This window comes from Sphaerotilus mobilis (genome assembly GCF_004216565.1).
GTDB classification, from domain to species: Bacteria; Pseudomonadota; Gammaproteobacteria; order Burkholderiales; family Burkholderiaceae_C; genus Sphaerotilus; species Sphaerotilus mobilis.
In genome coordinates this window covers 649,986-674,869 of record NZ_SGWV01000007.1, presented here as the reverse complement: position 1 = coordinate 674,869, position 24,884 = coordinate 649,986, and the positions used below count along the sequence as shown (strand labels likewise).

The window sequence follows — 24,884 nt, the reverse complement described above, 5'->3', positions numbered from 1 at the left end:
CGGGTTCAAGCCCTCCCGCCAAACACCGCCGTCCCCACCCGCACCACCGTTGCGCCTTCTTGCACCGCCGCCTCCAGGTCGGCGCTCATGCCCATCGACAAGGTATCCAGGCGTGACAGGCCGCTGGCGCGCAGCTGCTCGAACAGCTCGCGCAGGGCGCGGTGGGGGATGCGCTGCGCGGCCAGGTCGGCGGCCGGTTCGGGAATGGCCATCAGGCCGCGCAGGCGCAGGCGAGGCAGGGCGTCGACGGCCCGGGCCAGCGCTGCGACATCGGCCGCAGCGACGCCGCTCTTGCTGGCCTCTGCGCTGATGTTGACCTGCAGGCAGACGTTCAGCGGCGGCAGGTGGGCGGGACGCTGTTCGGCCAGGCGCTCGGCGACCTTGAGGCGGTCGATGCTGTGGACCCAGTCAAAGGCCTCGGCGACGACGCGTGTCTTGTTGCTCTGCAAGGGCCCGATCAGATGCCAGCTGAGCTGGGCGCGCAGGTCGGCCAGCGCGGCGATCTTGTCGAGGGCTTCCTGGACGTAGTTCTCGCCAAAGGCGCACTGGCCGGCGGCGTGGGCGGCGCGCACCGCGTCGGCAGGCTGGGTCTTGCTGACAGCCAGCAACTGCACGTCGGCGACCGGTCGGCCGGCCTGCTGACAGGCCTGGTCAAGGCGGGTCCGAACGGTGCCCAAGCGAGAGGTGATCGTCTGCATAATCGTCCGGATTAGACCAACTCCGGCCCAACTTGCCGCATCGTGCGGCGGGCCCCATATCCCCCATGGACATCACCCAGCTGCTGGCGTTTTCGGTGCGCAACAAGGCCTCGGACCTGCATCTTTCGTCGGGCCTGCCGCCGATGATCCGGGTGAACGGCGATGTGCGGCGGCTCAACGTCGATCCGCTGCCGCACAAGGCGGTGCACGACATGGTCTACGACGTCATGAACGACGCCCAGCGCAAGGTCTTCGAGGAAACGCTGGAGTGCGACTTCTCGTTCGAGATCCAGGGGCTGGCGCGCTTCCGGGTCAATGCCTTCAACCAGAACCGTGGCGCGGGCGCGGTGTTCCGCACCATCCCGAGCAAGGTGCTGTCGCTGGAGGAACTGGCTTGCCCGAAGGTGTTCTCCGAGCTGTCGCTCAAGCCGCGTGGCCTGGTGCTGGTGACCGGCCCGACCGGCTCGGGCAAGAGCACGACGCTGGCGGCGATGGTCAACCATCGCAACGAGAACGAGTTCGGCCACATCCTGACGGTCGAGGACCCGATCGAGTTCGTGCACGAATCCAAGAAGTGCCTGGTCAACCAGCGCGAGGTCGGCACGCAGACGCACAACTTCTCGAACGCGCTGCGTTCGGCCCTGCGCGAGGACCCGGACGTGATCCTGGTGGGCGAGCTGCGCGACCTGGAAACCATCCGGCTGGCGCTGACCGCCGCCGAGACCGGCCACCTGGTGTTCGGCACGCTGCACACGTCCAGTGCGGCCAAGACCATCGACCGGATGGTCGATGTCTTCCCGGCTGGCGAGAAGGAGATGGTCCGCTCGATGCTGTCGGAGTCGCTGATCGCGGTGATCTCGCAGTCGCTGCTCAAGCGCCGCGACGGCAGCGGCCGCATCGCGGCGCACGAGATCATGTTGGGCAGCCCGGCGATCCGCAACCTGATCCGCGAGAACAAGGTGGCACAGATGTACTCGATCATCCAGACCGGGCAGGCCCAGGGCATGCAGACGCTGGACCAGTGTCTGGCCGATCTGGTGCGACGTGGATATGTCGCAGCGGCGGACGCACGCATGATCGCCCGCACCCCCGAGAACTTCCCCGGTTGATCCAGGAGCCCGCATGGAACGCGACCAGGCATCGAAATTCATCAACGACCTGCTGCGCCTGCTGGTCTCGCGCGGCGGCTCGGACCTGTTCCTGACCTCCGAATTCCCGCCGGCCATCAAGGTCGACGGCAAGGTCACCAAGGTGTCGCCGCAGGCCCTGTCGGGCCAGCACACGCTGGCGCTGGCACGTTCGGTCATGAACGACAAGCAGGCGGCCGAGTTCGAACGCACCAAGGAGTGCAACTTCGCGATCTCGCCGCAGGGCGTGGGACGTTTCCGCGTCAACGCCTTCATGCAGCAGGGCCAGGTCGGCATGGTCTTCCGCACCATTCCCAAGGACCTGCCGAGCATCGACAAGCTGGGGCTGCCGCACATCCTCAAGGACATCGTGATGACCAAGCGCGGGCTGGTGATCATGGTGGGCGCCACGGGCTCGGGCAAGAGCACCTCGCTGGCGGCGATGGTCGACCACCGCAACACGGTGGCCTATGACCACATCATCACCATCGAGGACCCTGTCGAGTTCGTGCACCCGCACAAGAACTGCATCGTCACGCAGCGCGAGATCGGCATCGACACGCTGGGCTGGGAAGCCGCGCTGAAGAACACGCTGCGCCAGGCGCCCGACGTGATCCTGATGGGCGAGATCCGCGACCGCGAGACCATGGAGCATGCCGTCGCGTTCTCGGAGACTGGCCACCTGTGTCTGGCCACGCTGCATGCCAACAGCGCCAACCAGGCGCTCGACCGCATCGTCAACTTCTTCCCCGAGGAACGCCGCAGCCAGCTGCTGATGGACCTGTCGCTCAACCTCAAGGCGATGGTCAGCCAGCGCCTGCTGGCGCGCGAGGAAGGCAACGGCCGCATCGCGGCGGTCGAGATCTTGCTGAACACGCCGCTGATCGGCGACCTGATCTTCAAGGGCGAGGTGGCCGAGATCAAGGAGATCATGAAGAAGAGCCGTGAGCTGGGCATGCAGACCTTCGACCAGTCGCTGTTCGATCTCTACGAGAGCCACTACATCACCTACGAGGACGCCCTGCGCAACGCCGATTCGGTCAACGACCTGCGCCTGCAGATCAAGCTCAAGAGCCACCGCGCACGCAACACCGACTTCGGCTCGGGCACCGAGCACCTGTCGATCGTCTGATTCCCGTTCCTTTGGAAACTTCCTGCATGAGCAACAAGACCTACGAATCCACCCCGTCGCGACGCGTCGCCTTTCTCGGTCTGGGCGTGATGGGCGGGCCGATGGCCGGCCACCTCGCCGCCGCCGGTCATCAGGTGACGGTCTACAACCGCACCGCCAGCAAGGCGGCCGCCTGGGCCGCGCAACACGGCGGTACCCATGCGGCCACGCCGCGCGAGGCGGTCGCGGGCGCGCAGATCGTGTTCGCCTGCGTCGGCAACGACGACGACCTGCGCTCGGTCGTGCTGGGCAATGACGGCGCGCTCGCCGGCATGGCCGCCGGCACGGTCTTTGTGGACCACACCACCGCATCGGCCGAGGTCGCCCGTGAGCTGTCGACTGTGGCGGCCGGGCGTGGCGTGGCCTTCATCGACGCGCCCGTGTCCGGCGGTCAGGCCGGTGCGGTCAACGGCGTGCTGACGGTGATGTGCGGGGGTGATGCGGCCGCCTTCGAGACCATCAAGCCGGTGGCGATGGCGTTCTCGAAGGCCGTGACGCTGCTGGGCGAGAGCGGCGCGGGCCAGCTCGCCAAGATGGTCAACCAGATCTGCATCGCCGGGCTGGTGCAAGGCCTGTCCGAGGCCATCGCCTTCGGCCAGAAGGCCGGCCTGGACATGCACCAGGTGCTCGACGTGATCAGCAAGGGCGCGGCCCAGAGCTGGCAGATGGACAACCGCGGCAAGACCATGGTGGACGACCGCTTCGACTTCGGCTTCGCGGTCGACTGGATGCGCAAGGACCTCGGTCTGGTGCTCGCTGAGGCGCGCCGCAACGGTGCCCGACTGCCGGTCACCGCGCTGGTCGACCAGTTCTATGCCGACGTCCAGCAGATGGGCGGCCAGCGCTGGGACACGTCCAGCCTGATCAAGCGGCTGCGCTGACCTTGCTGGCCGCGCCAGCCGCCCTGGCCCGGTGTCAGCGCGGCTTGCGGTCGGCCAGTTGCTCGGGCGTGATGATGTCGAGCAGGCGCACGACCTTCTTGACGCCGGAGATGGTGCGGATCAGGTCGATCGCGCGGGTGGCTTCGGCCTCGGTGACCTTGCCCATCAGGTAGACCGTCTCGCGTTCGGTGACGACCGTGAAGGCATTGGCCGTCAGGTCCTTGGCATCGACCAGCGTGGCCTTGACCTTGGTGGTCAGCAGCAGGTCGCGCGAGCGGTCGGCGGCGGAGGCCGGCCAGCCCACCACCAGATCGTTGACGACGTTGCGCACGTTCTCGACCTTGGCGACGGCGGCCTCGATGGTGGCCTTGTCGGCCTCGCTGAAGACCTCGCCGGTCAGCAGCACCTGACGGTCGTAGCTGGTCACCCGGACGCGCGATTTGTCGCCCACCGCGTCGCTGATGCGGTTCTGAGCCTTCAGCTCGATGCCCTGGTCCTCCAGCTGCGTGCCCGAGGTGCGACGGTCGGTGGCGACCAGCGCGCCGCCCAGCGCGGCACCGCCGACCAGCAGCGGCGCGCAGCCCGACAGCGCGGCCAGCAGTCCGGCACCGGCGAGCAGGCCACACAGGGAGCGGGCGGTGCGATGGGCGGTGCGTTGGGCGGTGCGATCGGCAAGTTTCTTCGTGTTCATCGGGGTTCGGTTCAAGATCAGGTCGCGGTGGCTCATGCGTCGGTTTCTCCGAGGAGTTGCAGGTCGATCACGTCACACAGGGTGTGGATGACCAGCAGGTGGACTTCGAGGATGCGGGCGGTGCGCTGGTGCGGCACGCAGATGTGCACGTCGGTCTCGGCCAGCGCGTTGGTCATCGCGCCGCCGCCCTGACCGGTCAGGGCGACCACGGTCATTTCCTTTTCGTGCGCGGCCTCGACGGCGGCCAGCACGTTGGCGGCGTTGCCGCTGGTGCTCAGCGCGATCAAGACATCACCGGGTTGACCGAGTGCGAGCACCTGCCGGGCGAAGATCTGTTCGAGGCCCTGATCGCGTCCAACCCCGGTCAACACGGAGGTGTCGCTCGACAGGCTGACGGCGGCCAGGCCTGGCCGGTCCTGCTCGAAGCGGCCGACCAGCAGGGCCGCGAGGCGCTGTGCATCGGCGGCCGAGCTGCCGTTGCCACAGGCCAGCACCTTGCCGCCACCGGTGATGCAGCCGAGCACGGCATGCACGGCATCGCCGATCGGTCGCGTGAGGGCCTCGGCAGCGGCGTACTTGAGGTCAGCGCTGTCGAAGAACTGCTGCTGGATGCGCTGTTCTGACATGCAGGAATGATATGCGAGCCCCCTCGACAAGGCCGTGACGAGGCGTGCCGGAGCAAGGGCTGCTCAGCCCGCGTCGAAGGCGGCAGGTATCCAGTTCAAGGCCTGGCTGTCGTCGCCATCGATGGCGACCAGGTCGAAGCGGCAAGGGGGCGGATCGGGGTGGCGCAGCAGGTAATGGCGGGCCGCGAGGATCAGCCGCGCGCGCTTGGCCGCGCCGACGCTGGCCGCTGCGCCGCCATGCCGGCTGCCGGCGCGGCGCGAGCGGACCTCGATGAACACGAGGGTCTGGCCGTCGCGCATGATCAGGTCGATTTCGCCGCCGGGCCGGCCGGGGCCACGGGCGACTCGATAATTGCGCTCGACCAGGCGCAGTCCCTGAGCCTGCAGATGGGCCAGCGCACGGTCCTCGGCGGCCATGCCGGGACGTTGCAGCGGCGTCGCTGCGGGCCGATCGACCGACGGGCCTTGCGCCTTCCCACCGGATCCCCACCGCTTGAACAACGACATCGCCCTTCCTTCCGCCGAACCGGTCGGCCCGAACCTGCCGCACGACCCGGCCTTGCCGCTGCTGCGCCAGGCCGCCGCGGCGGCCACCGCCGGGCAGCAGTTGCCGGCCGGCTCACTGTATGTGGTCGCCACGCCCATCGGCAACCTCGCCGACATCACGCTGCGGGCGGTGCATGTGCTGGGTCTGGTCGATGCGGTCGCCTGCGAGGACACACGGGTCAGCGGCGGCCTGCTGCAGCGCCTGGGCCTGCACAAGCCGCTGCTGTCGCTGCATGAGCACAACGAGGAACGCGCCGCCGCCCAGGTGGTGATGCGGCTGCAGGCCGGCGAGCGCATCGCCTACGTCAGCGATGCCGGCACGCCGGCCGTGTCGGACCCGGGCGCGCGGCTGGTCGCGGCGGTGCGTGCGGCCGGTCTGCGGGTCTTGCCGCTGCCGGGCGCGAGCAGCGTCGTCACGGCCTTGAGCGCGGCGGGCGACGTGGCGGCCGAAGGCTTCCGCTTCGTCGGCTTCTTGTCGCCCAAGACGCTGGCACGCCGGCAGGCCCTGCAGGCGCTGCAGGCCGACGCGGCGGCGCTGCGCCAGAGCCAGGTGCTGTTCGAGGCACCGCACCGCATCGAGGCCCTGGCCGAGGCGCTCGCCGAGGTCCTGCCCACGCGTCGCCTGACCGTCTGCCGCGAGCTGACCAAGCAGTTCGAGAGCCTGCACACGCTGGCCGCCGCTGACCTGCCGGCCTGGCTGGCGGCCGATGCCGACCGGCGGCGCGGCGAGTTCGTGCTGGTGCTGCACGCCCAGCCGGCGCCGGCCCGCACCGCCTCTGACGATGAAACGGCGGTCGACCCGGCGCTGGCCGCGCTCGACCCGTGGCTGCGCGCGCTGCTGCCGATGCTGCCGCTCAAGCAACTCGCCGCGCTGGCCGCCGGCATCAGCGGCCAGCCGCGCAATGCGCTGTACACGCGTTTGCTGGCGCTCAAGGCCGAGCTGGACGACGACGGGGACGACGACGGCGAGGACTCCGGCTTCGGCGATTGAACCCTGAGGTTGACGCCCACGCCTCGCCGCGCCTCCTCGCGTCCGCCCGCGTTTGCCCGTGTTTGCCCGCGTTTGCCCGCGTTTGCCAATATCCCAAGGGACTTTTGCTGCCGCGCCGTCCAGCCCACAATCGGCCGATGTTGTGGCGCCGGTTCATGTCGTACGTCGGGATCGGCTGGGCCGTGTCAGCGGTCTTGTTGGCACTGGGCTGGCCCCTGCGGGCGCGGGCCGATGTGCCCGCCGTGGTGCCCGGCACACCGGCACTGCCGGTGGTCCGCTTCGCGCCCGAGGCCGACTACGGCCCCTTCGTGTACCGCGACGCCGATGGCCGCATCCGCGGCCTGTCGGTCGACCTGCTCGACCAGGTCGCACGCCATGCGGGCGTCTCGATGCAGACCTTGCCCGCGCGGCCGCTGGCCGAGATCCTCGCCGGGGCGCAACGCGGCGAGGTGGACCTCATCACGTCCTTGCGGCCGACGCCCGAGCGGGCCGCCTACCTCGGCTTCACCCGGCCCTACGTGCAGGTCGACGCGATCGCGGTCGGACGCGCCGGAACGCCGGGCCCGGACCTGCGTGACCTGTCCGGCCGCAAGGTGGCCGTCGGCGCGGGCTATGCGGTTGAACACTTTGTGCGCCAGGCCTATCCGCAGGTGGTCTGGCAGGGCGTGGCCGATGACCGTGTCGGCCTAGCGCTGTTGCGCGCCGGGCAGGTCGACGCGGCCGTGGCCGACGTCGCCAGCGTGCATTTCATCGTCACCCAGCAGGGCTGGCCAGCGCTGGCGCTGGGGCGGCCGGTTGGCTTCAGCTACCCGCTGTCTTTTGCCTGGCGCAAGGACCTGCCCGAGCTGGGCGCGGCCCTGGAGGCCGGCCTGGCCGCCCTGACCCCCGACGAGCGCGCGGTGGTGCTGCAGCGCTGGTTGCCGGCCGAGGCACTGGCGGTGATCGACGACCGCCGCCTGCCCCTGCTGGCCGTTGGCGTCGCAGCCCTGCTGGCGGGCGCGGTGACGGTGCTGCTGGCACGGCGCCGCCGCGCCCGTCAGGCGCAACGCTCATGAGCTCGACCGAACCCGTCCCCCTGCTGTCGCCAACCGCCATGGGCGAGCCGATCGACGTCGACATCGACCCCGCCGCGCCGGAGCGGTCACTGGAGGCGCAGTTGCGCCTGCTGGCCGTGCAACACCCCTGGCTGACGGTGCTGGTGGCCGCGCTGGGCGCCTGGTTCTGGTCGTCGATGGCGATGTGGCTGTCGCGCTTTCCGGGGCAGGTGGCGGCCATCTGGTACACGAATGTGTGGGGTCTGGCGCTGCTGCTGGTGCTGCCGCGGCGGCAATGGCCGGGGGCCTTGCTGGCGACCGGGGTCGGCATCCTGGGGGCCAATTTGGCCTATGGCGACGACCTTGCGCTGGCCGCGTTGCTGGTCCTGCCCAACCTGGTGGAGATGCTGCTGGCCGTCTGGCTGCTGCAGCGCGGCGGCGATCACCGGCGCCTGCACCACGATCCGGGCGCGATGCTGCAGGTCATGCTGCGCGGCTCGCTGTTGCCGGCCTTGCTCGGCACGGCGCTGGCTGCGGTGCTGGTCGAACTGACGGGGCTCGGCCCGCCCGGGCAGATTGCCTGGGGCTGGCTGGACAGCTCGGCCGTGGGCTCGGCCACGCTGCTGCCGATCACGCTGGCCCTGCTGGCCAGCGATGGCGACACATTGGGCGATCAGTTGCTCGACGGTCGCGCGGCGGCGCTGGCGCTGATCAGCGTGGGCGTGGCGCTGCTGGCGATCCTGCTGCTGCCGTTTCCCTATGTCTACATGGTGCTGCCGCTGGCGCTGGGCGCGATGCGGCTGGGCTTCGTCGCGGTGGCGGCTGCCGTGGCGCTGGTGTCCCTGACGGTCGGCACGCTGATCGCGCAGGGCCTGTTCCCCGCCCCGCCGCAGACCGCGCAGTGGCAGCAGTTGCTGCTCTACACGCCCTTGCTGGCCGCCCTGATGCCGCCGCTGCTGCTGGCCGCCTCGGCCGAGCAGGTGCGCCGCCAGACCGTCGCGCTGGCGCGCAGCCGCGAGCGCTACCGATCGCTGTACGAGCGCACGCCGGCCATGATGGTCTCGGTCGACCGGGCCGGCCGTCTGATCGGCGTCAGCCGGCTGTGGCTCGAACGCATGGGCCTGTCTCAGGAGGACACGCTGGGCCGGCGCCTGGACGACTTCCTGACCGAACCGGCGCGCCTGCTGGCCAGCCTGCAGGTCTGGCCGACGCTGTTGACGGCAGGGCGTTGCCGGGATGTCGAGCTGCAGCTCGCACGCCACGACGGCCAGTCCATCGATGTGCTGGTGTCGGCCAGCACCGACCGCTCGTCCGACGGCCGCGTGCTGCGTGCCCACATCGTGCTGGAAGACATCACCCGCAAGCGCCTGGCCGAGCAGCTGGCGGCCGAGCACCTGCGCAGCAAGGTGACGCTGGAGAGCATCGCCGACGCGGTCATCACCAGCGACGCGCGTGGCCGCATCACCTACCTGAACCCGGTTGCGCTGACGCTGCTGGGGCAGCCCGAGGCCGTGTTGCTGGGCCGCCCCTATGGCGAGGCGCTGGGCCGTCGCCACATCGACGAGGGCGATCCACTGCCCGACCCGGTCGCCCTGTGCCTGCAGCAGCGCCGCCGTCCGCTGGCGCCGCAGCGGGTCCGGCTGGCCCATGCCGGCGGGGGCGACCACGTCGTGCAGGAATCCGTCTCGCCGATGCTGGCCGAGGGCCAGGTGATCGGCGTGGTGACCGTGCTGCACGACGTCACCGAGGCCCATGCGTTGGCGCTGCAGCTGGCCCACCGGGCCCAGCATGACGCCTTGACCGGCCTGCCCAACCGCCTGCTGCTGCACGACCGCCTGGTGCAGGCCCTGCAGATGGCGCGCCGGCAGCGCCGTGTGCTGGCCTTGATGTTCATCGATCTGGACGGCTTCAAGGGCGTCAACGACCGGCTGGGCCACGCCAGCGGTGATGCGCTGCTGTGCCAGGTCGCCGGCCGGCTGCTGGAGCAGCTGCGCGCCAGCGACACGGCCTGCCGGCTGGGCGGTGACGAGTTCGTCGTGCTGCTGCCGCAGGTCGAGTCGGTGATCGACGCCGGCCGGGTCGCCCACAACCTGCTGGAGGCGATCTCGCGGCCCTATGCGCTGGCGGGCACCGTCGTGCAGGTCGGCGCCAGCATCGGCGTGGCCTGCCACCCGGAGGCTGGGTACGACGAGTCGGCGCTGATGCGCAACGCCGACAGCGCCATGTACGAGGCCAAGCAGCGTGGCCGCAACCGGGTGCTGTTCTTCACGCCCCCGGCCACGCTGCCAGCGCCCTGATCAAGCCGCCACCGGCTCGCTCATGCCTTGATGGCGCAGCAGCGCATCGATGCGGGGCTCGCGGCCACGGAAGGCCTTGAAGTTGTCGATGGCGTCGCGCGCGCTGCCCGCTTCCAGGATCTCGGTGCGGTAGCGCCGGCCGGTGGCGGGGTTGAGGATGCCTTCCTCCTCGAAGGCGCTCCAGGCGTCCGCGCTCAGCACCTCGGCCCACTTGTAGCTGTAGTAGCCGGCCGCATAGCCGCCCGCAAAGATGTGGGAGAAGGTGTGCTGGTAGCGGTTGAAGGCCGGCGGCTTGAGCACGGCGACCTCGTCGCGGACCTCGTCGAGCGTGCGCTGGATCGCCTCGGCGCTGGCGCTGGCCGGCTCGGCGTGGATGCGCATGTCGAACAGCGCGAACTCGACCTGGCGCAGCGTCATCATGCCGCTCTGGAAGTTCTTGGCCGCCATCATCTTCTCGAACAGCGCGCGCGGCAGCGGCTCGCCGGTGTCGACGTGGGCGGTCAGTTGCTGCAGCACCTCCCACTCCCAGCAGAAGTTCTCCATGAACTGGCTCGGCAGCTCGACCGCGTCCCATTCGACGCCGCTGATGCCCGAGACGCCCAGGTCATCGACCTGGGTCAGCATGTGGTGCAGGCCGTGGCCGAACTCGTGGAACAGGGTCTGGACCTCGTCGTGCGTCAGCAGCGCAGGCTTGCCGTCGATCGGCGCGGTGAAGTTGCACACCAGGTGCGCCACCGGCGTCTGCAGCGTGCCGGTGTCCGGGCGCAGCCAGCGCGAGCGCACGTCGTCCATCCACGCGCCCGGGCGCTTGCCGGTGCGGGCGTAGGGGTCCAGGTAGAACTGGCCAACCAGCGCGCCCGCCCGTTCGATGCGGTAGAAGCGCACCGACTCATGCCAGACCGGCGCGTGATCGGGCGAGATCGTCACCTCGAACAGCGTCTCGATGATGCGGAACAGGCCGGCCAGCACCTTGGGCTCGGTGAAGTACTGCTTGACCTCCTGATCGCTGAAGGCGTAACGCGCTTCCTTGAGCTTCTCGCTCGCGTAGGCGCTGTCCCAGGATTGCAGCTCGGTGATGCCCAGCTCGGCGGCGGCAAAGGCCTGCAGCTCGGCCAGATCGCGCTGGCCGTGCGGCTTGGCGCGGCGGGCCAGGTCGCGCAGGAAGTCCAGCACCTGCTGCGGCGTCTCGGCCATCTTGGGCACCAGCGACAGGTGGGCAAAGCTCGCCAGACCCAGCAGCCCGGCCTCTTCCTGACGCAGGCGCAGGATCTCGGCCATCACCGGGCCGTTGTCACGCTCGGCCGGGCCGGTTTCGCAGGCCCGGGTGACGTAGGCGGTGTAGAGCTCGCGGCGCAGCTCGCGGTCGTCGGCGTACTGCATCACCGGCAGGTAGACCGGCATGTGCAGCGTCAGCTTGTGGCCGTCGTGGCCGTCCTTCTCGGCCGCCGCGCGGGTGGCGCTGCGCACGTCCTCGGGCACGCCGGCCAGGCGCTCGGCGGCGACCCGCATCGACCAGCCGTCGGTCGCATCCAGCACGTGTTCGGAGAAGGTCTGCGAGGCCATGGCCTGCGCTTCCTGGATCTGCGCGTACCGGGCCTTGGCCTCGCCCTGCAGCTCGGCGCCGCCGAGCACGAAGTCGCGCAGGCTGTGGGCCAGTTCCTGCTGGCGGGCGCGGTTCAGCGTCGCGGCGGCCGGGCCGGCGGCGATCGCCTTGTACTTGGCGTAGAGCCGCTCGTCGGCGCCCAGGCGGGTGTAGAACTCGGTGATCGCGGGCAGCTTGTCGTTGTAGGCCGCGCGCAGTTCGGGCGTGTCTGCCACGCCCTTGAGGTGGCTGATGGCGCCCCAGGCGCGGCCCAGCCTTTCGGTCGGCACCGACAGCACCCTCGACAGCGCCTCGTAGTCGGCCGGGGTGGCGTCGCTGACCGCCGTCTCCAGGGCGGTCTCGGCCTGCGCCAGCAGCGCGTCGATGGCGGGACCGACGTGTTCGGGCCGGATGGCGGCGAACTGGGGCAGGGGGGCGGCGTCGAGCAGGGGGTTGTCGGTGTGCATCGTGGGCATGGGTCTCGTGCAGGGGATGGCGGATTCTCTGACAGCCGTGTGCTGCCCTGACGCCATTTGGGCCTATCGGCGCGATGCACAAGTCCCTGCTGTCGAGGCGCCATGAACAAAGCCGCACGGACCGGGTGGTCGCGTGCGGCTGGAAGCGACGGCCGAGGGCCGTCGGGGGGTGGGCTTCGCCGATCAGTCGATCAGAAGAAGCCGAGCGCGTTCGGCGAGTAGCTCACCAGCAGGTTCTTGGTCTGCTGGTAGTGGTCGAGCATGGCCTTGTGGGTCTCGCGGCCGATGCCCGATTCCTTGTAGCCGCCGAAGGCCGCGTGGGCCGGGTAGGCGTGGTAGCAATTGGTCCAGACACGACCGGCCTGGATCGCGCGGCCCATGCGGTAGGCGCGGCTGCCGTCGCGGGTCCAGACGCCGGCCCCCAGGCCGTAGACCGTGTCGTTGGCGATGCGCAGGGCTTCGGCCTCGTCCTTGAAGGTGGTCACGGCCAGCACCGGGCCGAAGATCTCCTCGCGGAAGATGCGCATGTCGTTGTGGCCCTCGAACAGCGTCGGCTGGATGTAGTAGCCGCCCGCCAGGTCGCCGCCCATCGGTGCGCGGTCACCGCCGCACAGCACCTTGGCGCCTTCCTTCTTGCCCAGGTGCAGGTAGGACATGATCTTGTCCATCTGCATGGCCGAGGCCTGCGCGCCCATCATCGTCTCGGTGTCGAGCGGGCTGCCCTGCTTGATCGCGGCGACGCGCTTGAGGGCGCGCTCGATGAAGCGGTCATAGATCGATGCCTGGATCAACGCGCGGCTCGGGCAGGTGCAGACCTCGCCTTGGTTGAAGGCGAACAGCACCAGGCCCTCGATCGCCTTGTCGAGGAAGGCGTCGTCCTCGGCCATCACGTCGTCGAAGAAGACGTTCGGGCTCTTGCCGCCGAGTTCCAGCGTGGCCGGGATCAGGTTGGCCGCCGCAGCCTGCGCGATCACCTTGCCGGTTGCCGTCGAGCCAGTGAACGCGATCTTGGCGATGCGCTTGCTGGTCGCCAGCGGCGTGCCGGCTTCACGGCCGTAGCCGTTGACGATGTTGAGCACGCCCGGGGGCAGCAGGTCGGCGATCAGCTCGGTCAGCAGGAGGATGCTGATGGGCGTCGACTCGGCCGGCTTGAGCACCACGCAGTTGCCCGCACCCAGCGCCGGGGCCAGCTTCCAGGCCGCCATCAGGATCGGGAAGTTCCACGGAATGATCTGGCCGACGACGCCCAGCGGTTCCTGGAAGTGGTAGGCGATGGTGTGGCCGTCGATCTCCGACAGGGCACCTTCCTGGGCCCGCACGCAGCCGGCGAAATAGCGGAAATGGTCGACCGCCAGGGGGATGTCGGCGTTCAGCGTCTCGCGGATGGGCTTGCCGTTGTCGACCGTCTCGGCATACGCCAGCAGTTCGAGGTTCTGCTCCAGGCGGTCGGCGATCTTCAGCAGGATGTTGGCGCGCTCGGCCGGCGCGGTCGCGGCCCACTTCGGCGCGGCGGCGTGGGCGGCGTCCAGCGCCAGCTCGACATCGGCGGCGCCCGAACGGGCGGCCTGGGTGTAGACCTTGCCGCTGATCGGCGTGATCACGTCGAAGTAGCGGCCTTCGACCGGGGCGACGAAGCGTCCGCCGATGAAGTTGTCGTAGCGGGGCTTGTAGGCGATCTTGGCGCCGGCGGCGCCGGGGGCTGCGTAGAGCATGGATGTCTCCTCTGAGGGGTGGAAGAACCGTCTGGGTCCGCAGCCTCTTTCGCATCGGCCGTGCCAGGTCTGCCGGCCCGTGGGTTCGACAGGAAAGGCCGTTCCCTTGCTGATCCCGCGCAAGCAGCGCCCGTGGTCGCGGCCCCAGACTGCACCGCTGTGCCGGTCCCGTGGCACACCTGTCTCGAAGCGGGACAGGTGGCTGCGGGAATCTGCGCGATGGCCCGACGAACCGGGCTCGCCGACAGTCAAGGTGCCCGATGACAGGACGTCCTGGAGACCCGCCCATGCCCCCGATGACCCTCAGCCCGCGTTCGAGCGCCGACCGCTTGCGCGCTGCCCGCCGCCAGTGGCTCGACGGCGGCGAACTGGGCGATGACCTGATTGCCCCGGGACTGCTGGCAAGCTGGCAACGCAGCCGCCAGCACGGCCTGTTGCCCGATGGCCGCGCGCCGGGCTCGCCGCATGCCTCGGCGGCCCAGCTGGCGCGCGCGCTGGCGCAGCGCCACACGCTGGTCTCGCACGCCCGGCCGGTGATGGCCTTCTTGAATGACCAGATCCGCGACAGCGACAGCATCGTCGTCCTGGCCGATCCGCAGGGCATGCTGCTGCACGCGCTGGGCGACCTGGGTTTCGCCGACCGCGCCGCGCGTGTCGCCCTGCGGCCCGGTGCAATCTGGAGCGAACAATGGCGCGGCACCAACGCAATCGGCACGGCGCTGGCCGATGGCGCGACGGTGGTCGTGCACGGCGCCGAGCACTACCTGGAACGCAACGCCTTCCTGACCTGCGCGGCCGCGCCGATCGCCGATCCCGCCGGGCAGTTGCTGGGCGTGCTGGACATCTCCGGCGACCGCCGCGCCCACCACCGTCACACGCTGGGCCTGGTGCGTTCGGGCGCCCGCATGATCGAACACCAGTTGTTCGAGGACCGCCACGCCGCCGGCCTGCAGCTGCGCCTGCACGGCCAGGTCGAAGGGCTGGGAACGGTCACCGAAGGCCTGCTGGCGCTGTCCGAGGACGGCTGGATCACGGGTGCGAACACGGCGGCGCTGGAGCTGCTGGGCCTGCCGCGCAGTGCCATCGGCGCGTTGACGATCGAACGTGTACTCGACCTGGACATGGCCGCGCTGCTGGCTGCCGCCCGCCCAGGCCTGAACGGCACGCCGCGTGAGTTGCGCCGCGTCGACGGCAGCTGGCTGTGGGGCCGGCTGGACGTGGGCCGCACCGTGCGGGTCGGCCCGAGCGCGCTGGCCGCGCCGCGTGCGCAGGACATCGCGGCCACACCGATCCCGCCGCGCGTGGCCGCACCGGTGGACGCCCTGGCCGCGCTCGACCGTGGCGACGCCGCGATGCAGGCCGCCATCGAACGCGCCCGGCGCGTGCTGGACAAGCCGATCGCGCTGCTGCTGCAGGGCGAGTCCGGCGTCGGCAAGGAAGTCTTCGCCCGCGCGGTGCACCGCAGCGGTCCGCGTGCCGATCGGCCCTTCATCGCGGTCAACTGCGCGGCCTTGCCCGAGACCCTGATCGAGGCCGAGCTGTTCGGCTACCGCCCCGGCGCCTACACCGGCGCCAGCCGCGACGGCGCGCCGGGCCGCATCCGCGAGGCCCACGGCGGCACCCTGTTCCTCGACGAGATCGGTGACATGCCCTTGTCCATGCAGGCGCGTCTGCTGCGTGTGCTGCAGGAACGCCAGGTCGTGCCGCTGGGGGGCGGCAAGCCGGTCGATGTCGACTTCCGGCTGGTCTGCGCCACCCACCGCAAGTTGCGCCACGAGGTCGAGGCTGGGCGCTTCCGCGAGGACCTGTACTACCGCGTCAACGGCCTGTCGCTGACCCTGCCCAGCCTGCGCGACCGGGCCGACCTGAGCGCGCTGGTCGAGGCCATGCTGCGCGAGCTTGAACCGGGCCGAACGCTGGCGCTGTCAGCCGACGTGGCCCGCGACTTCGCCACCTGCCGCTGGCCCGGCAACCTGCGCCAGCTCGTCAATGTGCTGCGCACGGCCTGCGCGCTGCTGGACGATCACGGGCAGGTGATCGAGCGGGCCCATCTGCCGGAGGACGTGCTGGAGGAGTTGTTGGCGCAAGCGGTGCCGGTTGACCCGGCGAGCGATCCAGCCACCGATCCGTCCACCGATCTGCGCCAGCAGGCCGAGCGCTGCATCGGCGAGGCCCTGCGCAGCTGCGCCGGCAACATGTCCGAGGCCGCGCGTCGACTCGGCATCAGCCGCAACACGCTCTACCGCAAGCTGAAGGAACGAGGCGCTTGAGCGCCCTCAGCCCCGCTCGGCCGCCTCGATCGTGTTGACCAGCAGCATCGTGATCGTCATCGGGCCGACGCCGCCGGGCACCGGGGTGATCCAGCCGGCGATGTGCTTGACGGCCTCGAAGTCGACGTCACCGCAGAGCTTGCCCTCGTCGTTGCGGTTCATGCCGACGTCGATGACGACGGCGCCGGGCTTGACCATGTCGGCCGTCAGCACGTTGCGCTTGCCCACCGCCGCGACCACGATGTCGGCCTCACGGGTGTGGTGGGCCAGGTCGGCGGTGCCGCTGTGGCAGACCGTCACGGTGGCGTTGGCGGCCAGCAGCATCATCGCCATGGGCTTGCCGACGATGTTGCTGCGGCCGATCACCACCGCATGCTGGCCGCGCAGGTCCTTCCGGCCGATGGATTCGAGCATCTTCATGCAGCCATAGGGCGTGCAGGCCTTGAAGCCCTGCTCGCCGACCATCAGGGCGCCGGCGCTGGCGACGTGGAAGCCGTCGACGTCCTTGTCCGGCGCGATGGCCTCGATCACCGCGTGGTCGTCGATGTGTCCGGGCAGCGGCAGCTGGACCAGGATGCCGTGGATGCTCGGGTCCTTGTTCAGGGCATCGATGCGTGCGAGCAGCTCGGCTTGGGTCATCGAGGCCTCATGGCGCTCCAGCACCGAATGCAGGCCGCTCTCGGCGCAGGCCTTGACCTTGTTGCGCACATAGACCGCGCTGGCCGGGTTGTCGCCGACCAGGATCACGGCCAGGCCGGGCGTGATGCCACGCACGCCCAAGGCGGCGGCCCGTTGCGCGACATCGGCGCGGAGCTGGCGGGAAAGGGCGTTGCCGTCGATCAGTTGGGCGCTCATGGACTTGCTTGTCTGCGGGTAAGGGTTCGGGAAAACCGGGGATGAAAACACGAGAGGCCGCGCAAGGCGGCCTCTCGTTGGCTCAAAGATGTTCAGACCTTGGCGGCCGCGCCCAGCGCGATCTTCAGCAGGTCCGCCACGGTGTTGGCGTTGAGCTTTTCCATGATGTTGGCGCGGTGCGCCTCGACCGTCTTGATGCTGATGCCGAGGTCGTCGGCGATCTGCTTGTTCAGGCGGCCGGCGACGATGCGTTCGAGCACCTGCGCCTCGCGGGTCGTCAGGCGGGCCAGCAGCGCGTCACGGCTGGCCTGTTCCTGGTGGTGCGAGAACGAGGAGCGGGCCCGGTCCAGCATGCGCTCGACCAGCGTGACCAGCTCGTCTTCCTTGAAGGGCTTTTCGATGAAGTCCTCGGCGCCCTTCTTCATCGTCGTGACCGCCATCGGCACGTCGCCGTGGCCGGTGATGAAGACGATGGGCAGCGGGCTCTTGCGTTCGAGCAGGCGGTCCTGCAGTTCCAGCCCAGTCATGCCGTCCATGCGGATGTCGGCGATCAGGCAGGCCACCTCGCGCGGGTCGAAGCGGGAGAGGAAGGCTTCGGCGGAGTCGAAGCACTTGACCCGGTAGTCCTTGCCTTCGAGCAGCCATTGAAGGGAGTCGCGAACAGCCTCGTCGTCATCGACGACGTAGACCGTACCTTTCTTGGGGATCAGGCTCATGAGGACTCGGTGGACTTGGTGGGGGAATCGACGGGGTTCTGCGGGGCGGCTGGCAGGGGGGGCGGCGATGTGCTCATCGAGGCACTCATGGAGGCACTCATCGAAGCATTGACCGAGGACTGCACCGGCAGCAGGACCGTGAAACGGCAGCCCGTCACGAGGCCGGAATTGTAGAGGTTCTCCGCCTTGATCCGACCCTGGTGCGACTCGACGATCGAGCGGCACAGCGACAGGCCGATGCCCAGGCCTTCGGTCTTGGTCGAGAAGAAGGCCTCGTAGAGCCGGTTGATCACTTCCTCTTTCAGACCGGGGCCGTTGTCGCTGACGCTGAACTCGATCACGCCCCCCATTTCGGGGGTGTGGCGCGGCACCACGCGCAGCTCGATGTAGCGGCGCTTGGGCGGCAGCTGCGCGCCGTCGATGGCCTCGGCGGCGTTCTTGATCAGGTTGAGCAGCACCTGCTCGATCAGGATCGGGTCGACCTGCAGCACCGGCAGGCGCTGTGCCACGTAGGTGTGCAGCGTGATGTTGCGGCGGCGCAGTTCGATGCCGGCCAGCTCGACCGCGTCCTCGACGATGTCGGTGGCGCGGGCCTCCTGGCGCTGCGGCTCGCTGCGTTTCACGAAGGCGCGGATGCGGTGGATGATCTGCCCGGCCCGCAGCGCCTGGCGGCTGGTCTTCTCCAGCGCCGACAGCAGGTCCTCGTCGGTCAGCTTGCCGGCCTTGTGGCGCGAGATGATGCCGTTGCAGTAGTTGCTGATGGCCGCCAGCGGCTGGTTCAGCTCGTGAGCCACCGAGGACGCCATCTCGCCCATCGTCACCAGCCGGCTGGTCACCTGGGCCCGTTCGGCCTGCTGGGCGGCCAGTTCCTCGATGCGGCGACGTGCGGTGATATCGGTGGCGATGAGCATCTGCGCCAGCCGGCCGTCGGTCCACTGCAGGTAGCGGGCGCGCACGTCGAACCACTTCTCGAGCGTGTCGACGTAGACCTCGCGGGTGTCGGCGCTGGCATCGGTCAGCTCGGCGGTGGGCAGGCCGCCCAGGCCGTCGACGTCATCGACGCCTTCGCCCTCGGCCGCCCCGTCGGCCGCGTGCATGCCCGCGAGCAGGGCATGCCAGTGGGCATCGCCGCCGAACCAGAGCCGGTAGGACCGGTTGGCGAACAGCAGCTCGCTGTTCTGCACGGCCAGCACCGACACGGCCGCATCCAGCCCTTCGAGCACGGTGGTGAAGCGCTCGTGCGAGGCGGTCAGCTGGTCGCGGATGCGCTTGGCCTCGGTGATGTTGGTCATCGAGGTCATCCAGCCGGTCTGCTGGCCGCGCGAGTCGATCAGCGGCGAGACATACATGCGGGCGTCGAACTGCGTGCCGTCCTTGCGCAGCACCTTGACCTCGATGCCGCCAGCCGGGCTGCGGCCGGCCAGTTCCTGGGTCAGCAGCCGGCTGTTTTCCTCGATGCGGTCGGGCGGCCAGGTCGGGTAGGGCGGCATGCGGCCGATCAGTTCGGCCTCGCTGAAGCCGGTCATGGCGCAGAAGGCCGGGTTGACGTAGGTGATGCGGCCGTCCTGGTCCATCGCCCGCATGCCGGTCAGCATCGAGTTCTCCATGGCCCGGCGGAAGTTTGTTTCCTGCACCAGCGCGCCCTGGATCTGCAGGCGTCGGCGCATGTGGCGCCAGGTGCCGAGCAGCATCCAGACCGTCAGCACCGACAGCGCCAGCACCATCCAGAACAGCGTGTTGCCGATCAGGCCGAAGGACGTGCGGTAGCCCTCGCCGCGCAGCGTCAGACCTTGGCCGACGGTGCCGAAGCTGACGTCATAGATCAGCTTGCCGCGGCTGCGGCCGGGCTGGCTGGCCATCGTGCTGGCCAGCACCTTGTCGCTGCCGTCGAGCAGGCTGATGACGTGGCGCTGCTGCACGTCGACTGGCACGAAGTAGCGCAGCAGGGCCTCGATCGAGTACTCGACCATCAAGGTGCCGACAAAGGCGCCGTGGTCGATCAAGGGCACGTGCAGCTGGACCACGCCGATGCGCTCGTCGTGGATGAAGGGCAGCGAGTAGGTCGGCAGGCGCAGCTCGCGGGCGTCGTTGAAGGCCAGCCGGGCGGCATCGGGCAGCGGCAGGTTCGGGCCGGCGAGCGCCAGGTGGGGCAGGGCGCCGGCCAGATCGGGCGAGATCATGCGGGCCCGGGTCTGCTGGGCGGCGCCCAGCCAGCTGATGCCGATGATCTCGGGCCGGGTGCGCAACAGCGCCTCGGCCTGGGTGTCGAAATGACCCTTGTCGGCGCTGCGCTGCATCACCTCGCGGGCGACGCGCACGAACTGCTCCTGGTTCTCGATCAGGCGCAGCCGGATCTGCTGCTGGACCAGTTCGGCATCGCGCCGGACCGACTCGATCTCCCGCTCGACTTCCTCATTGCGCAGGTACCAGAACGCGGCCACGATCGCGGCCAGGAACAGCAGCACCGACAGGAGCGGTGCGAGGGTCGCCACCCGGTCCTGCCGGGCCGGCGACATGCCCCGCCACCAGGTCCAGAACAGGCGGCGCGGCCGGACCCGGGGTGGACTGCCGGGTGCGGTGGAAAGTCGTCGATCGCTCATCGCCGAATTATCCGTGTCGCCCTGCGGGTCTCGTCGATCGCCCTCCAGCGAACGATCGTTCGTGCGTGCATTTCATATAGTGAAATCGTTCGGCACGATTTGAAATTCGCATCCTCTTGTGCAACACTGCGGCCGGCCTCGCGTGGTGCGGGGCTTCAAGACGCCCCCCGAGACGCCCCCAGAGGAGACTGCATGTCCGCCCAGCCACAGAGCCAGCCCAGTCAGGCCGATGTAAACGCCCTGAACCAGGAAACCCGAGAGTGGCTCGATGCCCTCAGCGCCGTCATCCAGGCCGAGGGCGGCGAGCGCGCCCACCAGCTGCTCGAAGACCTGCTGGAGCACGCCCGCCAGAACAGCATCGACATGCCGTTCTCGGCCAACACCGGCTACGTCAACACGATCGAGCCGAACCAGGAAGCGCGCTGCCCCGGCAACATCGAGATCGAGGAACGCCTGCGCGCCTACATGCGCTGGAACGCGATGGCGATGGTCGTGAAGGCCAACCGCCACAACCCCGAGGACGGCGGTGACCTGGGCGGCCACATCGGCTCCTTCGCCTCGCTGGCCCACATGTTCGGCGCGGGCTTCAACCACTTCTGGCACGCCGAGAGCGAGAACCACGGGGGTGATTGCCTCTACATCCAGGGTCACGTCTCACCGGGCGTCTATGCCCGCGCGTACCTCGAAGGCCGTCTGAGCGAGGAACAGCTGCTGAACTTCCGCCAGGAAGTCGACGGCAAGGGCCTGTCGAGCTACCCGCACCCGAAGCTGATGCCCGAGTTCTGGCAGTTCCCGACCGTCTCGATGGGCCTGGGCCCCTTGATGGCGATCTACCAGGCCCGCTTCCTGAAGTACCTGCACGCCCGCGGCATCGCCAACACCGAGAACCGCAAGGTCTGGGTCTTCTGCGGTGACGGCGAGATGGACGAGGTCGAATCGCTCGGCGCGATCGGTCTGGCCGCACGCGAGAACCTCGACAACCTCGTCTTCGTCATCAACTGCAACCTGCAGCGACTGGACGGCCCGGTGCGCGGCAACGGCAAGATCATCCAGGAGCTCGAGAGCGAGTTCCGCGGTGCTGGCTGGAACGTCATCAAGCTGCTGTGGGGCAGCAACTGGGACCCGCTGCTGGCGCGCGACAAGGACGGCGCCCTGCGCAAGCTGATGATGGACACGCTCGACGGCGACTACCAGGCCTTCAAGGCCAACGACGGCGCCTACGTCCGCAAGCACTTCTTCGGCCGTGACCCGCGCACGCTGGAGATGGTCGCGCACCTGAGCGACGACGACATCTGGAACCTGCGCCGTGGCGGCCACGACCCGCAGAAGGTCTATGCGGCCTACCACCAGGCGGTCAACACCAAGGGCCAGCCGACGGTGCTGCTGATCAAGACCGTCAAGGGCTTCGGCATGGGCAAGGTCGGCGAGGGCAAGAACACCGTCCACCAGACCAAGAAGCTGACCGACGAGGACATCAAGATCTTCCGCGACCGCTTCAACATCCCGGTGCCGGACAGCGAACTCGCCAAGATCCCGTTCTACAAGCCGGCCGACGACACCCCGGAGATGCAGTACCTGCACGAGCGTCGCAAGGCACTCGGCGGCTATCTGCCGCACCGCCGCACCAAGGCCGACGAGAGCTTCACGGTGCCGGCGCTGGAAACTTTCAAGGCAGTGCTGGACCCGACCGCCGAAGGCCGCGAGATCTCGACCACCCAGGCCTATGTGCGCTTCCTGACGCAACTGCTGCGTGACCAGGCGCTCGGCCCGCGCGTCGTGCCCATCCTGGTCGACGAGGCACGCACCTTCGGCATGGAAGGCCTGTTCCGCCAGGTCGGCATCTACAACCCCGCAGGTCAGCAGTACACCCCGGTCGACAAGGACCAGGTCATGTACTACCGCGAGGACAAGGCCGGCCAGATCCTGCAGGAAGGCATCAACGAGGCCGGCGGCATGTCCAGCTGGATCGCGGCGGCGACGTCCTACAGCACCAGCAACCGCATCATGGTGCCGTTCTACGTCTACTACTCGATGTTCGGCTTCCAGCGCATCGGCGACCTGGCCTGGGCGGCGGGTGACATGCAGGCCCGTGGCTTCCTGCTGGGCGGCACGTCCGGCCGGACCACGTTGAACGGCGAAGGCCTGCAGCACGAGGACGGCCACAGCCACATCCTGGCCGGCACGATCCCGAACTGCGTCAGCTACGACCCGACCTTCGCCCACGAGGTCGCGGTGATCATGCAGCACGGTCTCAAGCGCATGGTCGAGAAGCAGGAAAACGTCTTCTATTACCTGACCCTGCTCAACGAGAACTACCCGATGCCGGGCCTGACCGCCGGCACCGAGGAACAGATCATCAAGGGCATGTACCTGCTCGAAAAGGGCGCCGCCGGCAGCAAGCTGAACGTCAACCTGCTGGGCTCGGGCACGATCCTGCGCGAATCCATGGCGGCCCGCACGTTGCTGGCCGCCGACTGGGGCGTGTCGGCCAATGTCTGGAGCTGCCCGAGCTTCAACGAGCTGGGCCGCGACGGCCAGGCTGCTGCGCGCTGGAACCTGCTGCATCCGACCGAGAAGGCGCGTGTGCCCTTCGTCGCCGAGCAACTGGCGCCGCACGCCGGTCCGGTGATCGCCTCGACCGACTACATGAAGGCCTATGCGGAGCAGATCCGCGCCTTTGTTCCGAAGGGCCAGAGCTACACCGTGCTGGGCACCGACGGCTTCGGTCGCAGCGACTTCCGCAGCAAGCTGCGCGAGCACTTCGAGATCAACCGCCACTACATCGTCGTGGCCGCGCTGCGGGCACTCGCCGACGAGGGCCTGCTGCCGGTGGCCAAGGTCGCCGAGGCGATCAAGAAGTACGGCATCAACGTCGACAAGATCAACCCGCTGTACGCCTGACGCAGCAACGGAGACAACAACATGGCATTGGTTGAAGTGAAGGTCCCCGACATCGGGGATTTCAAGGAAGTCGCGATCATCGAGTTGCTGGTCAAGCCCGGCGACACCATCAAGGCCGAACAGAGCCTGATCACGGTCGAGTCGGACAAGGCCTCGATGGAGATCCCCTCGTCGCATGCCGGCGTGGTCAAGGAACTCAAGGTCGCCATGGGTGACAAGGTCAGCGAAGGCACCTTGCTGCTGCTGCTGGAGGTCGCGGGTGCGGGTGCTCCGGCTCCGGCGCCGGCCGCTGCGGCTCCTGCCGCTGCACCGGCCGCAGCGCCCGCTGCCGCCGCGGTTGCCGCGGTTGCCGCGGTTGCCGCGCCAGCCGCCGCCGGCCCGATCGACATCTTCGTGCCCGACATCGGCGACTTCGCCGAGGTGGCGGTGATCGAGCTGCTGGTCAAGCCCGGTGACACCGTCAAGGCCGAGCAGAGCCTGATCACGGTGGAGTCCGACAAGGCCTCGATGGAGATCCCGTCGAGCCATGCCGGTGTGCTCAAGGAACTGAAGATCAAGATCGGCGACAAGGTGAGCAAGGGCTCGCTGATCGCCGTGATCGAGGGTGTTGGCGCGGCTGCCCCGGCCGCCCCGGCCGCCGCCCCGGCTTCCACGCCTGCTGCCGCTCCGGCCGCTGCATCCGCTGTGGCTGCAGCCGCGCCGGTGGTGGCCGCCGCCGCCGCCAGCGTGCCGGCCCACGACCCGACTGCCCAGAAGCTCAACCTGCCGCATGCCTCGCCGTCGATCCGCAAGTTCGCCCGCGAACTGGGCGTGCCGCTGGGCGAGGTCAAGGGCACGGGCTACAAGGGCCGCATCACCCAGGACGACATCCAGGGCTTCGTCAAGGGCGTGATGGGCGGCGCGGTTCAGACCGCAGCCCAGAAGGCCAAGGCCCCGGCCGCCGCGCCGGCCGCTGCTGGTGGCGCCTTCCCCGGCCTGCTGCCGTGGCCGCAGGTCGACTTCGCGAAGTTCGGCCCGGTCGAGCGCCGCGATCTCTCGCGCATCAAGAAGATCAGCGGTGCCAACCTGCACCGCAACTGGGTGGTGATCCCGCACGTCACGAACCACGACGAGGCCGACATCACCGAGCTGGAGGCCTTCCGCGTCCAGACCAACAAGGAGAACGAGAAGAGCGGCATCAAGGTCACGATGCTGGCCTTCATGATCAAGGCCGCCGTGGCCGCGCTCAAGAAGTTCCCCGAGTTCAACGCCTCGCTGGACGGCGACACGCTGGTGCTGAAGAACTACTTCCACATTGGCTTCGCGGCGGACACCCCCAACGGCCTGGTGGTCCCGGTGATCAAGGATGCCGACAAGAAGGGCATCTTCCAGATCAGCACCGAGATGGGCGAACTGGCCAAGAAGGCCCGCGACGGCAAGCTCGGCCCGGCCGACATGACCGGCGGCTGCTTCAGCATCTCGTCGCTGGGCGGCATCGGTGGCAAGTACTTCACGCCGATCATCAACGCCCCCGAGGTCGCGATCATGGGCGTGTGCAAGAGCACGATCGAGCCCAAGTGGGATGGCAAGGCCTTCCAGCCGCGCCTGATCCTGCCGCTGTCGCTGTCGTGGGATCACCGCGTCATCGACGGCGCGGCGGCGGCTCGCTTCAACGTCTACTTCGCATCGCTGCTGGCGGACTTCCGCCGCATCGTGCTCTGAACGGGAGCA

The 24,884-nt window shown here is 69.0% G+C and carries 18 protein-coding genes; 9 read left to right on the top strand and 9 right to left on the bottom strand.

Annotation, left to right across the window (positions count from 1 at the left end):
- Positions 1–5: 5 nt before the first annotated feature.
- Positions 6–698, bottom strand: coding sequence for a YggS family pyridoxal phosphate-dependent enzyme (locus tag EV685_RS03265; protein WP_130480521.1), 693 nt, complete (start codon positions 696–698; stop codon positions 6–8).
- Positions 699–763: 65 nt separating this feature from the next.
- On the opposite strand from EV685_RS03265, the gene EV685_RS03260 reads away from it, so the two are divergent.
- The 3 genes from EV685_RS03260 to EV685_RS03250 are packed head-to-tail and all read left to right on the top strand — an operon-like array spanning position 764 to position 3,877.
- Positions 764–1,807: a type IV pilus twitching motility protein PilT gene (locus EV685_RS03260; RefSeq protein WP_130480520.1), complete on the top strand. Its 1,044-nt coding sequence runs from the start codon at positions 764–766 to the stop codon at positions 1,805–1,807.
- A gap of 13 nt (positions 1,808–1,820) precedes the next feature.
- Positions 1,821–2,957, top strand: a complete 1,137-nt coding sequence (locus EV685_RS03255) for a PilT/PilU family type 4a pilus ATPase (RefSeq protein WP_130480519.1) — start codon at positions 1,821–1,823, stop codon at positions 2,955–2,957.
- 26 nt (positions 2,958–2,983) lie between these two features.
- Positions 2,984–3,877, top strand: coding sequence for an NAD(P)-dependent oxidoreductase (locus EV685_RS03250; protein ID WP_130480518.1), 894 nt, complete (start codon positions 2,984–2,986; stop codon positions 3,875–3,877).
- A gap of 34 nt (positions 3,878–3,911) precedes the next feature.
- Here EV685_RS03250 and EV685_RS03245 read toward each other — a convergent pair whose 3' ends face one another.
- The 3 genes from EV685_RS03245 to EV685_RS03235 form a co-directional block, all read right to left on the bottom strand.
- On the bottom strand, positions 3,912–4,568 hold the full coding sequence (locus EV685_RS03245) for a BON domain-containing protein (protein ID WP_130480517.1): 657 nt from the start codon (positions 4,566–4,568) through the stop codon (positions 3,912–3,914).
- Between the two features lie 32 nt (positions 4,569–4,600).
- Entirely contained in the window at positions 4,601–5,194 is a 594-nt protein-coding gene (locus tag EV685_RS03240; protein WP_130480516.1) for a phosphoheptose isomerase, read from the bottom strand.
- A 63-nt stretch (positions 5,195–5,257) separates the two neighbouring features.
- Positions 5,258–5,701 carry a YraN family protein gene (locus EV685_RS03235; protein WP_130480515.1) on the bottom strand — a complete coding sequence of 148 codons (444 nt, stop codon included), beginning with the start codon at positions 5,699–5,701 and terminating at the stop codon, positions 5,258–5,260.
- A 58-nt stretch (positions 5,702–5,759) separates the two neighbouring features.
- Between EV685_RS03235 and rsmI the strand changes: the two genes are divergently transcribed.
- From rsmI to EV685_RS03220, 3 genes are all read left to right on the top strand, one after another.
- On the top strand, positions 5,760–6,731 hold the full coding sequence (rsmI, locus tag EV685_RS03230) for a 16S rRNA (cytidine(1402)-2'-O)-methyltransferase (RefSeq protein ID WP_420820807.1): 972 nt from the start codon (positions 5,760–5,762) through the stop codon (positions 6,729–6,731).
- A 155-nt stretch (positions 6,732–6,886) separates the two neighbouring features.
- Complete coding sequence (locus EV685_RS03225; protein WP_165396700.1) at positions 6,887–7,786, top strand: transporter substrate-binding domain-containing protein; 900 nt, start codon at positions 6,887–6,889, stop codon at positions 7,784–7,786.
- Positions 7,783–10,062, top strand: coding sequence for a diguanylate cyclase domain-containing protein (locus tag EV685_RS03220; protein WP_130480512.1), 2,280 nt, complete (start codon positions 7,783–7,785; stop codon positions 10,060–10,062). The genes EV685_RS03225 and EV685_RS03220 overlap by 4 nt, the downstream gene beginning before the upstream one ends.
- Here the strand turns inward: EV685_RS03220 and EV685_RS03215 are convergent, their stop codons facing one another.
- Positions 10,063–12,111 carry a M3 family metallopeptidase gene (locus EV685_RS03215; protein ID WP_130480960.1) on the bottom strand — a complete coding sequence of 683 codons (2,049 nt, stop codon included), beginning with the start codon at positions 12,109–12,111 and terminating at the stop codon, positions 10,063–10,065.
- Between the two features lie 200 nt (positions 12,112–12,311).
- On the bottom strand, positions 12,312–13,832 hold the full coding sequence (exaC, locus tag EV685_RS03210; protein ID WP_130480511.1) for an acetaldehyde dehydrogenase ExaC: 1,521 nt from the start codon (positions 13,830–13,832) through the stop codon (positions 12,312–12,314).
- Positions 13,833–14,119: 287 nt separating this feature from the next.
- Here exaC and EV685_RS03205 point away from each other — a divergent pair, with 287 nt between their 5' ends.
- Entirely contained in the window at positions 14,120–16,102 is a 1,983-nt protein-coding gene (locus EV685_RS03205; protein ID WP_130480510.1) for a sigma-54-dependent Fis family transcriptional regulator, read from the top strand.
- Between the two features lie 6 nt (positions 16,103–16,108).
- On the opposite strand, the gene folD is transcribed toward EV685_RS03205, so the two are convergent.
- The 3 genes from folD to EV685_RS03190 form a co-directional block, all read right to left on the bottom strand.
- Positions 16,109–16,957, bottom strand: coding sequence for a bifunctional methylenetetrahydrofolate dehydrogenase/methenyltetrahydrofolate cyclohydrolase FolD (gene folD, locus EV685_RS03200; RefSeq protein ID WP_130480509.1), 849 nt, complete (start codon positions 16,955–16,957; stop codon positions 16,109–16,111).
- 92 nt (positions 16,958–17,049) lie between these two features.
- Entirely contained in the window at positions 17,050–17,673 is a 624-nt protein-coding gene (locus EV685_RS03195) for a response regulator transcription factor (protein WP_130480508.1), read from the bottom strand.
- A complete protein-coding gene (locus EV685_RS03190; protein ID WP_130480507.1) occupies positions 17,670–20,273 on the bottom strand; it encodes a PAS domain S-box protein in 2,604 nt (867 codons plus the stop codon). Before EV685_RS03190 ends, EV685_RS03195 begins: the two co-directional genes overlap by 4 nt.
- A gap of 192 nt (positions 20,274–20,465) precedes the next feature.
- Between EV685_RS03190 and aceE the strand changes: the two genes are divergently transcribed.
- Together aceE and aceF are read left to right on the top strand one after the other, a co-directional pair.
- Positions 20,466–23,174 carry a pyruvate dehydrogenase (acetyl-transferring), homodimeric type gene (gene aceE, locus EV685_RS03185; protein WP_130480506.1) on the top strand — a complete coding sequence of 903 codons (2,709 nt, stop codon included), beginning with the start codon at positions 20,466–20,468 and terminating at the stop codon, positions 23,172–23,174.
- A gap of 21 nt (positions 23,175–23,195) precedes the next feature.
- Positions 23,196–24,875, top strand: a complete 1,680-nt coding sequence (aceF, locus tag EV685_RS03180) for a dihydrolipoyllysine-residue acetyltransferase (RefSeq protein ID WP_130480505.1) — start codon at positions 23,196–23,198, stop codon at positions 24,873–24,875.
- Positions 24,876–24,884 lie beyond the last annotated feature (9 nt).

Coding starts and splice junctions, on each gene's coding strand:
- EV685_RS03265 (WP_130480521.1), bottom strand. CDS start 698: ATGCAGACGATCACCTCTCGCTTGGGCACCGTTCGGACCCGCCTTGAC.
- EV685_RS03260 (WP_130480520.1), top strand. CDS start 764: ATGGACATCACCCAGCTGCTGGCGTTTTCGGTGCGCAACAAGGCCTCG.
- EV685_RS03255 (WP_130480519.1), top strand. CDS start 1,821: ATGGAACGCGACCAGGCATCGAAATTCATCAACGACCTGCTGCGCCTG.
- EV685_RS03250 (WP_130480518.1), top strand. CDS start 2,984: ATGAGCAACAAGACCTACGAATCCACCCCGTCGCGACGCGTCGCCTTT.
- EV685_RS03245 (WP_130480517.1), bottom strand. CDS start 4,568: ATGAACACGAAGAAACTTGCCGATCGCACCGCCCAACGCACCGCCCAT.
- EV685_RS03240 (WP_130480516.1), bottom strand. CDS start 5,194: ATGTCAGAACAGCGCATCCAGCAGCAGTTCTTCGACAGCGCTGACCTC.
- EV685_RS03235 (WP_130480515.1), bottom strand. CDS start 5,701: ATGTCGTTGTTCAAGCGGTGGGGATCCGGTGGGAAGGCGCAAGGCCCG.
- EV685_RS03225 (WP_165396700.1), top strand. CDS start 6,887: ATGTCGTACGTCGGGATCGGCTGGGCCGTGTCAGCGGTCTTGTTGGCA.
- EV685_RS03220 (WP_130480512.1), top strand. CDS start 7,783: ATGAGCTCGACCGAACCCGTCCCCCTGCTGTCGCCAACCGCCATGGGC.
- EV685_RS03215 (WP_130480960.1), bottom strand. CDS start 12,111: ATGCACACCGACAACCCCCTGCTCGACGCCGCCCCCCTGCCCCAGTTC.
- exaC (WP_130480511.1), bottom strand. CDS start 13,832: ATGCTCTACGCAGCCCCCGGCGCCGCCGGCGCCAAGATCGCCTACAAG.
- EV685_RS03205 (WP_130480510.1), top strand. CDS start 14,120: ATGCCCCCGATGACCCTCAGCCCGCGTTCGAGCGCCGACCGCTTGCGC.
- folD (WP_130480509.1), bottom strand. CDS start 16,957: ATGAGCGCCCAACTGATCGACGGCAACGCCCTTTCCCGCCAGCTCCGC.
- EV685_RS03195 (WP_130480508.1), bottom strand. CDS start 17,673: ATGAGCCTGATCCCCAAGAAAGGTACGGTCTACGTCGTCGATGACGAC.
- EV685_RS03190 (WP_130480507.1), bottom strand. CDS start 20,273: ATGAGCGATCGACGACTTTCCACCGCACCCGGCAGTCCACCCCGGGTC.
- aceE (WP_130480506.1), top strand. CDS start 20,466: ATGTCCGCCCAGCCACAGAGCCAGCCCAGTCAGGCCGATGTAAACGCC.
- aceF (WP_130480505.1), top strand. CDS start 23,196: ATGGCATTGGTTGAAGTGAAGGTCCCCGACATCGGGGATTTCAAGGAA.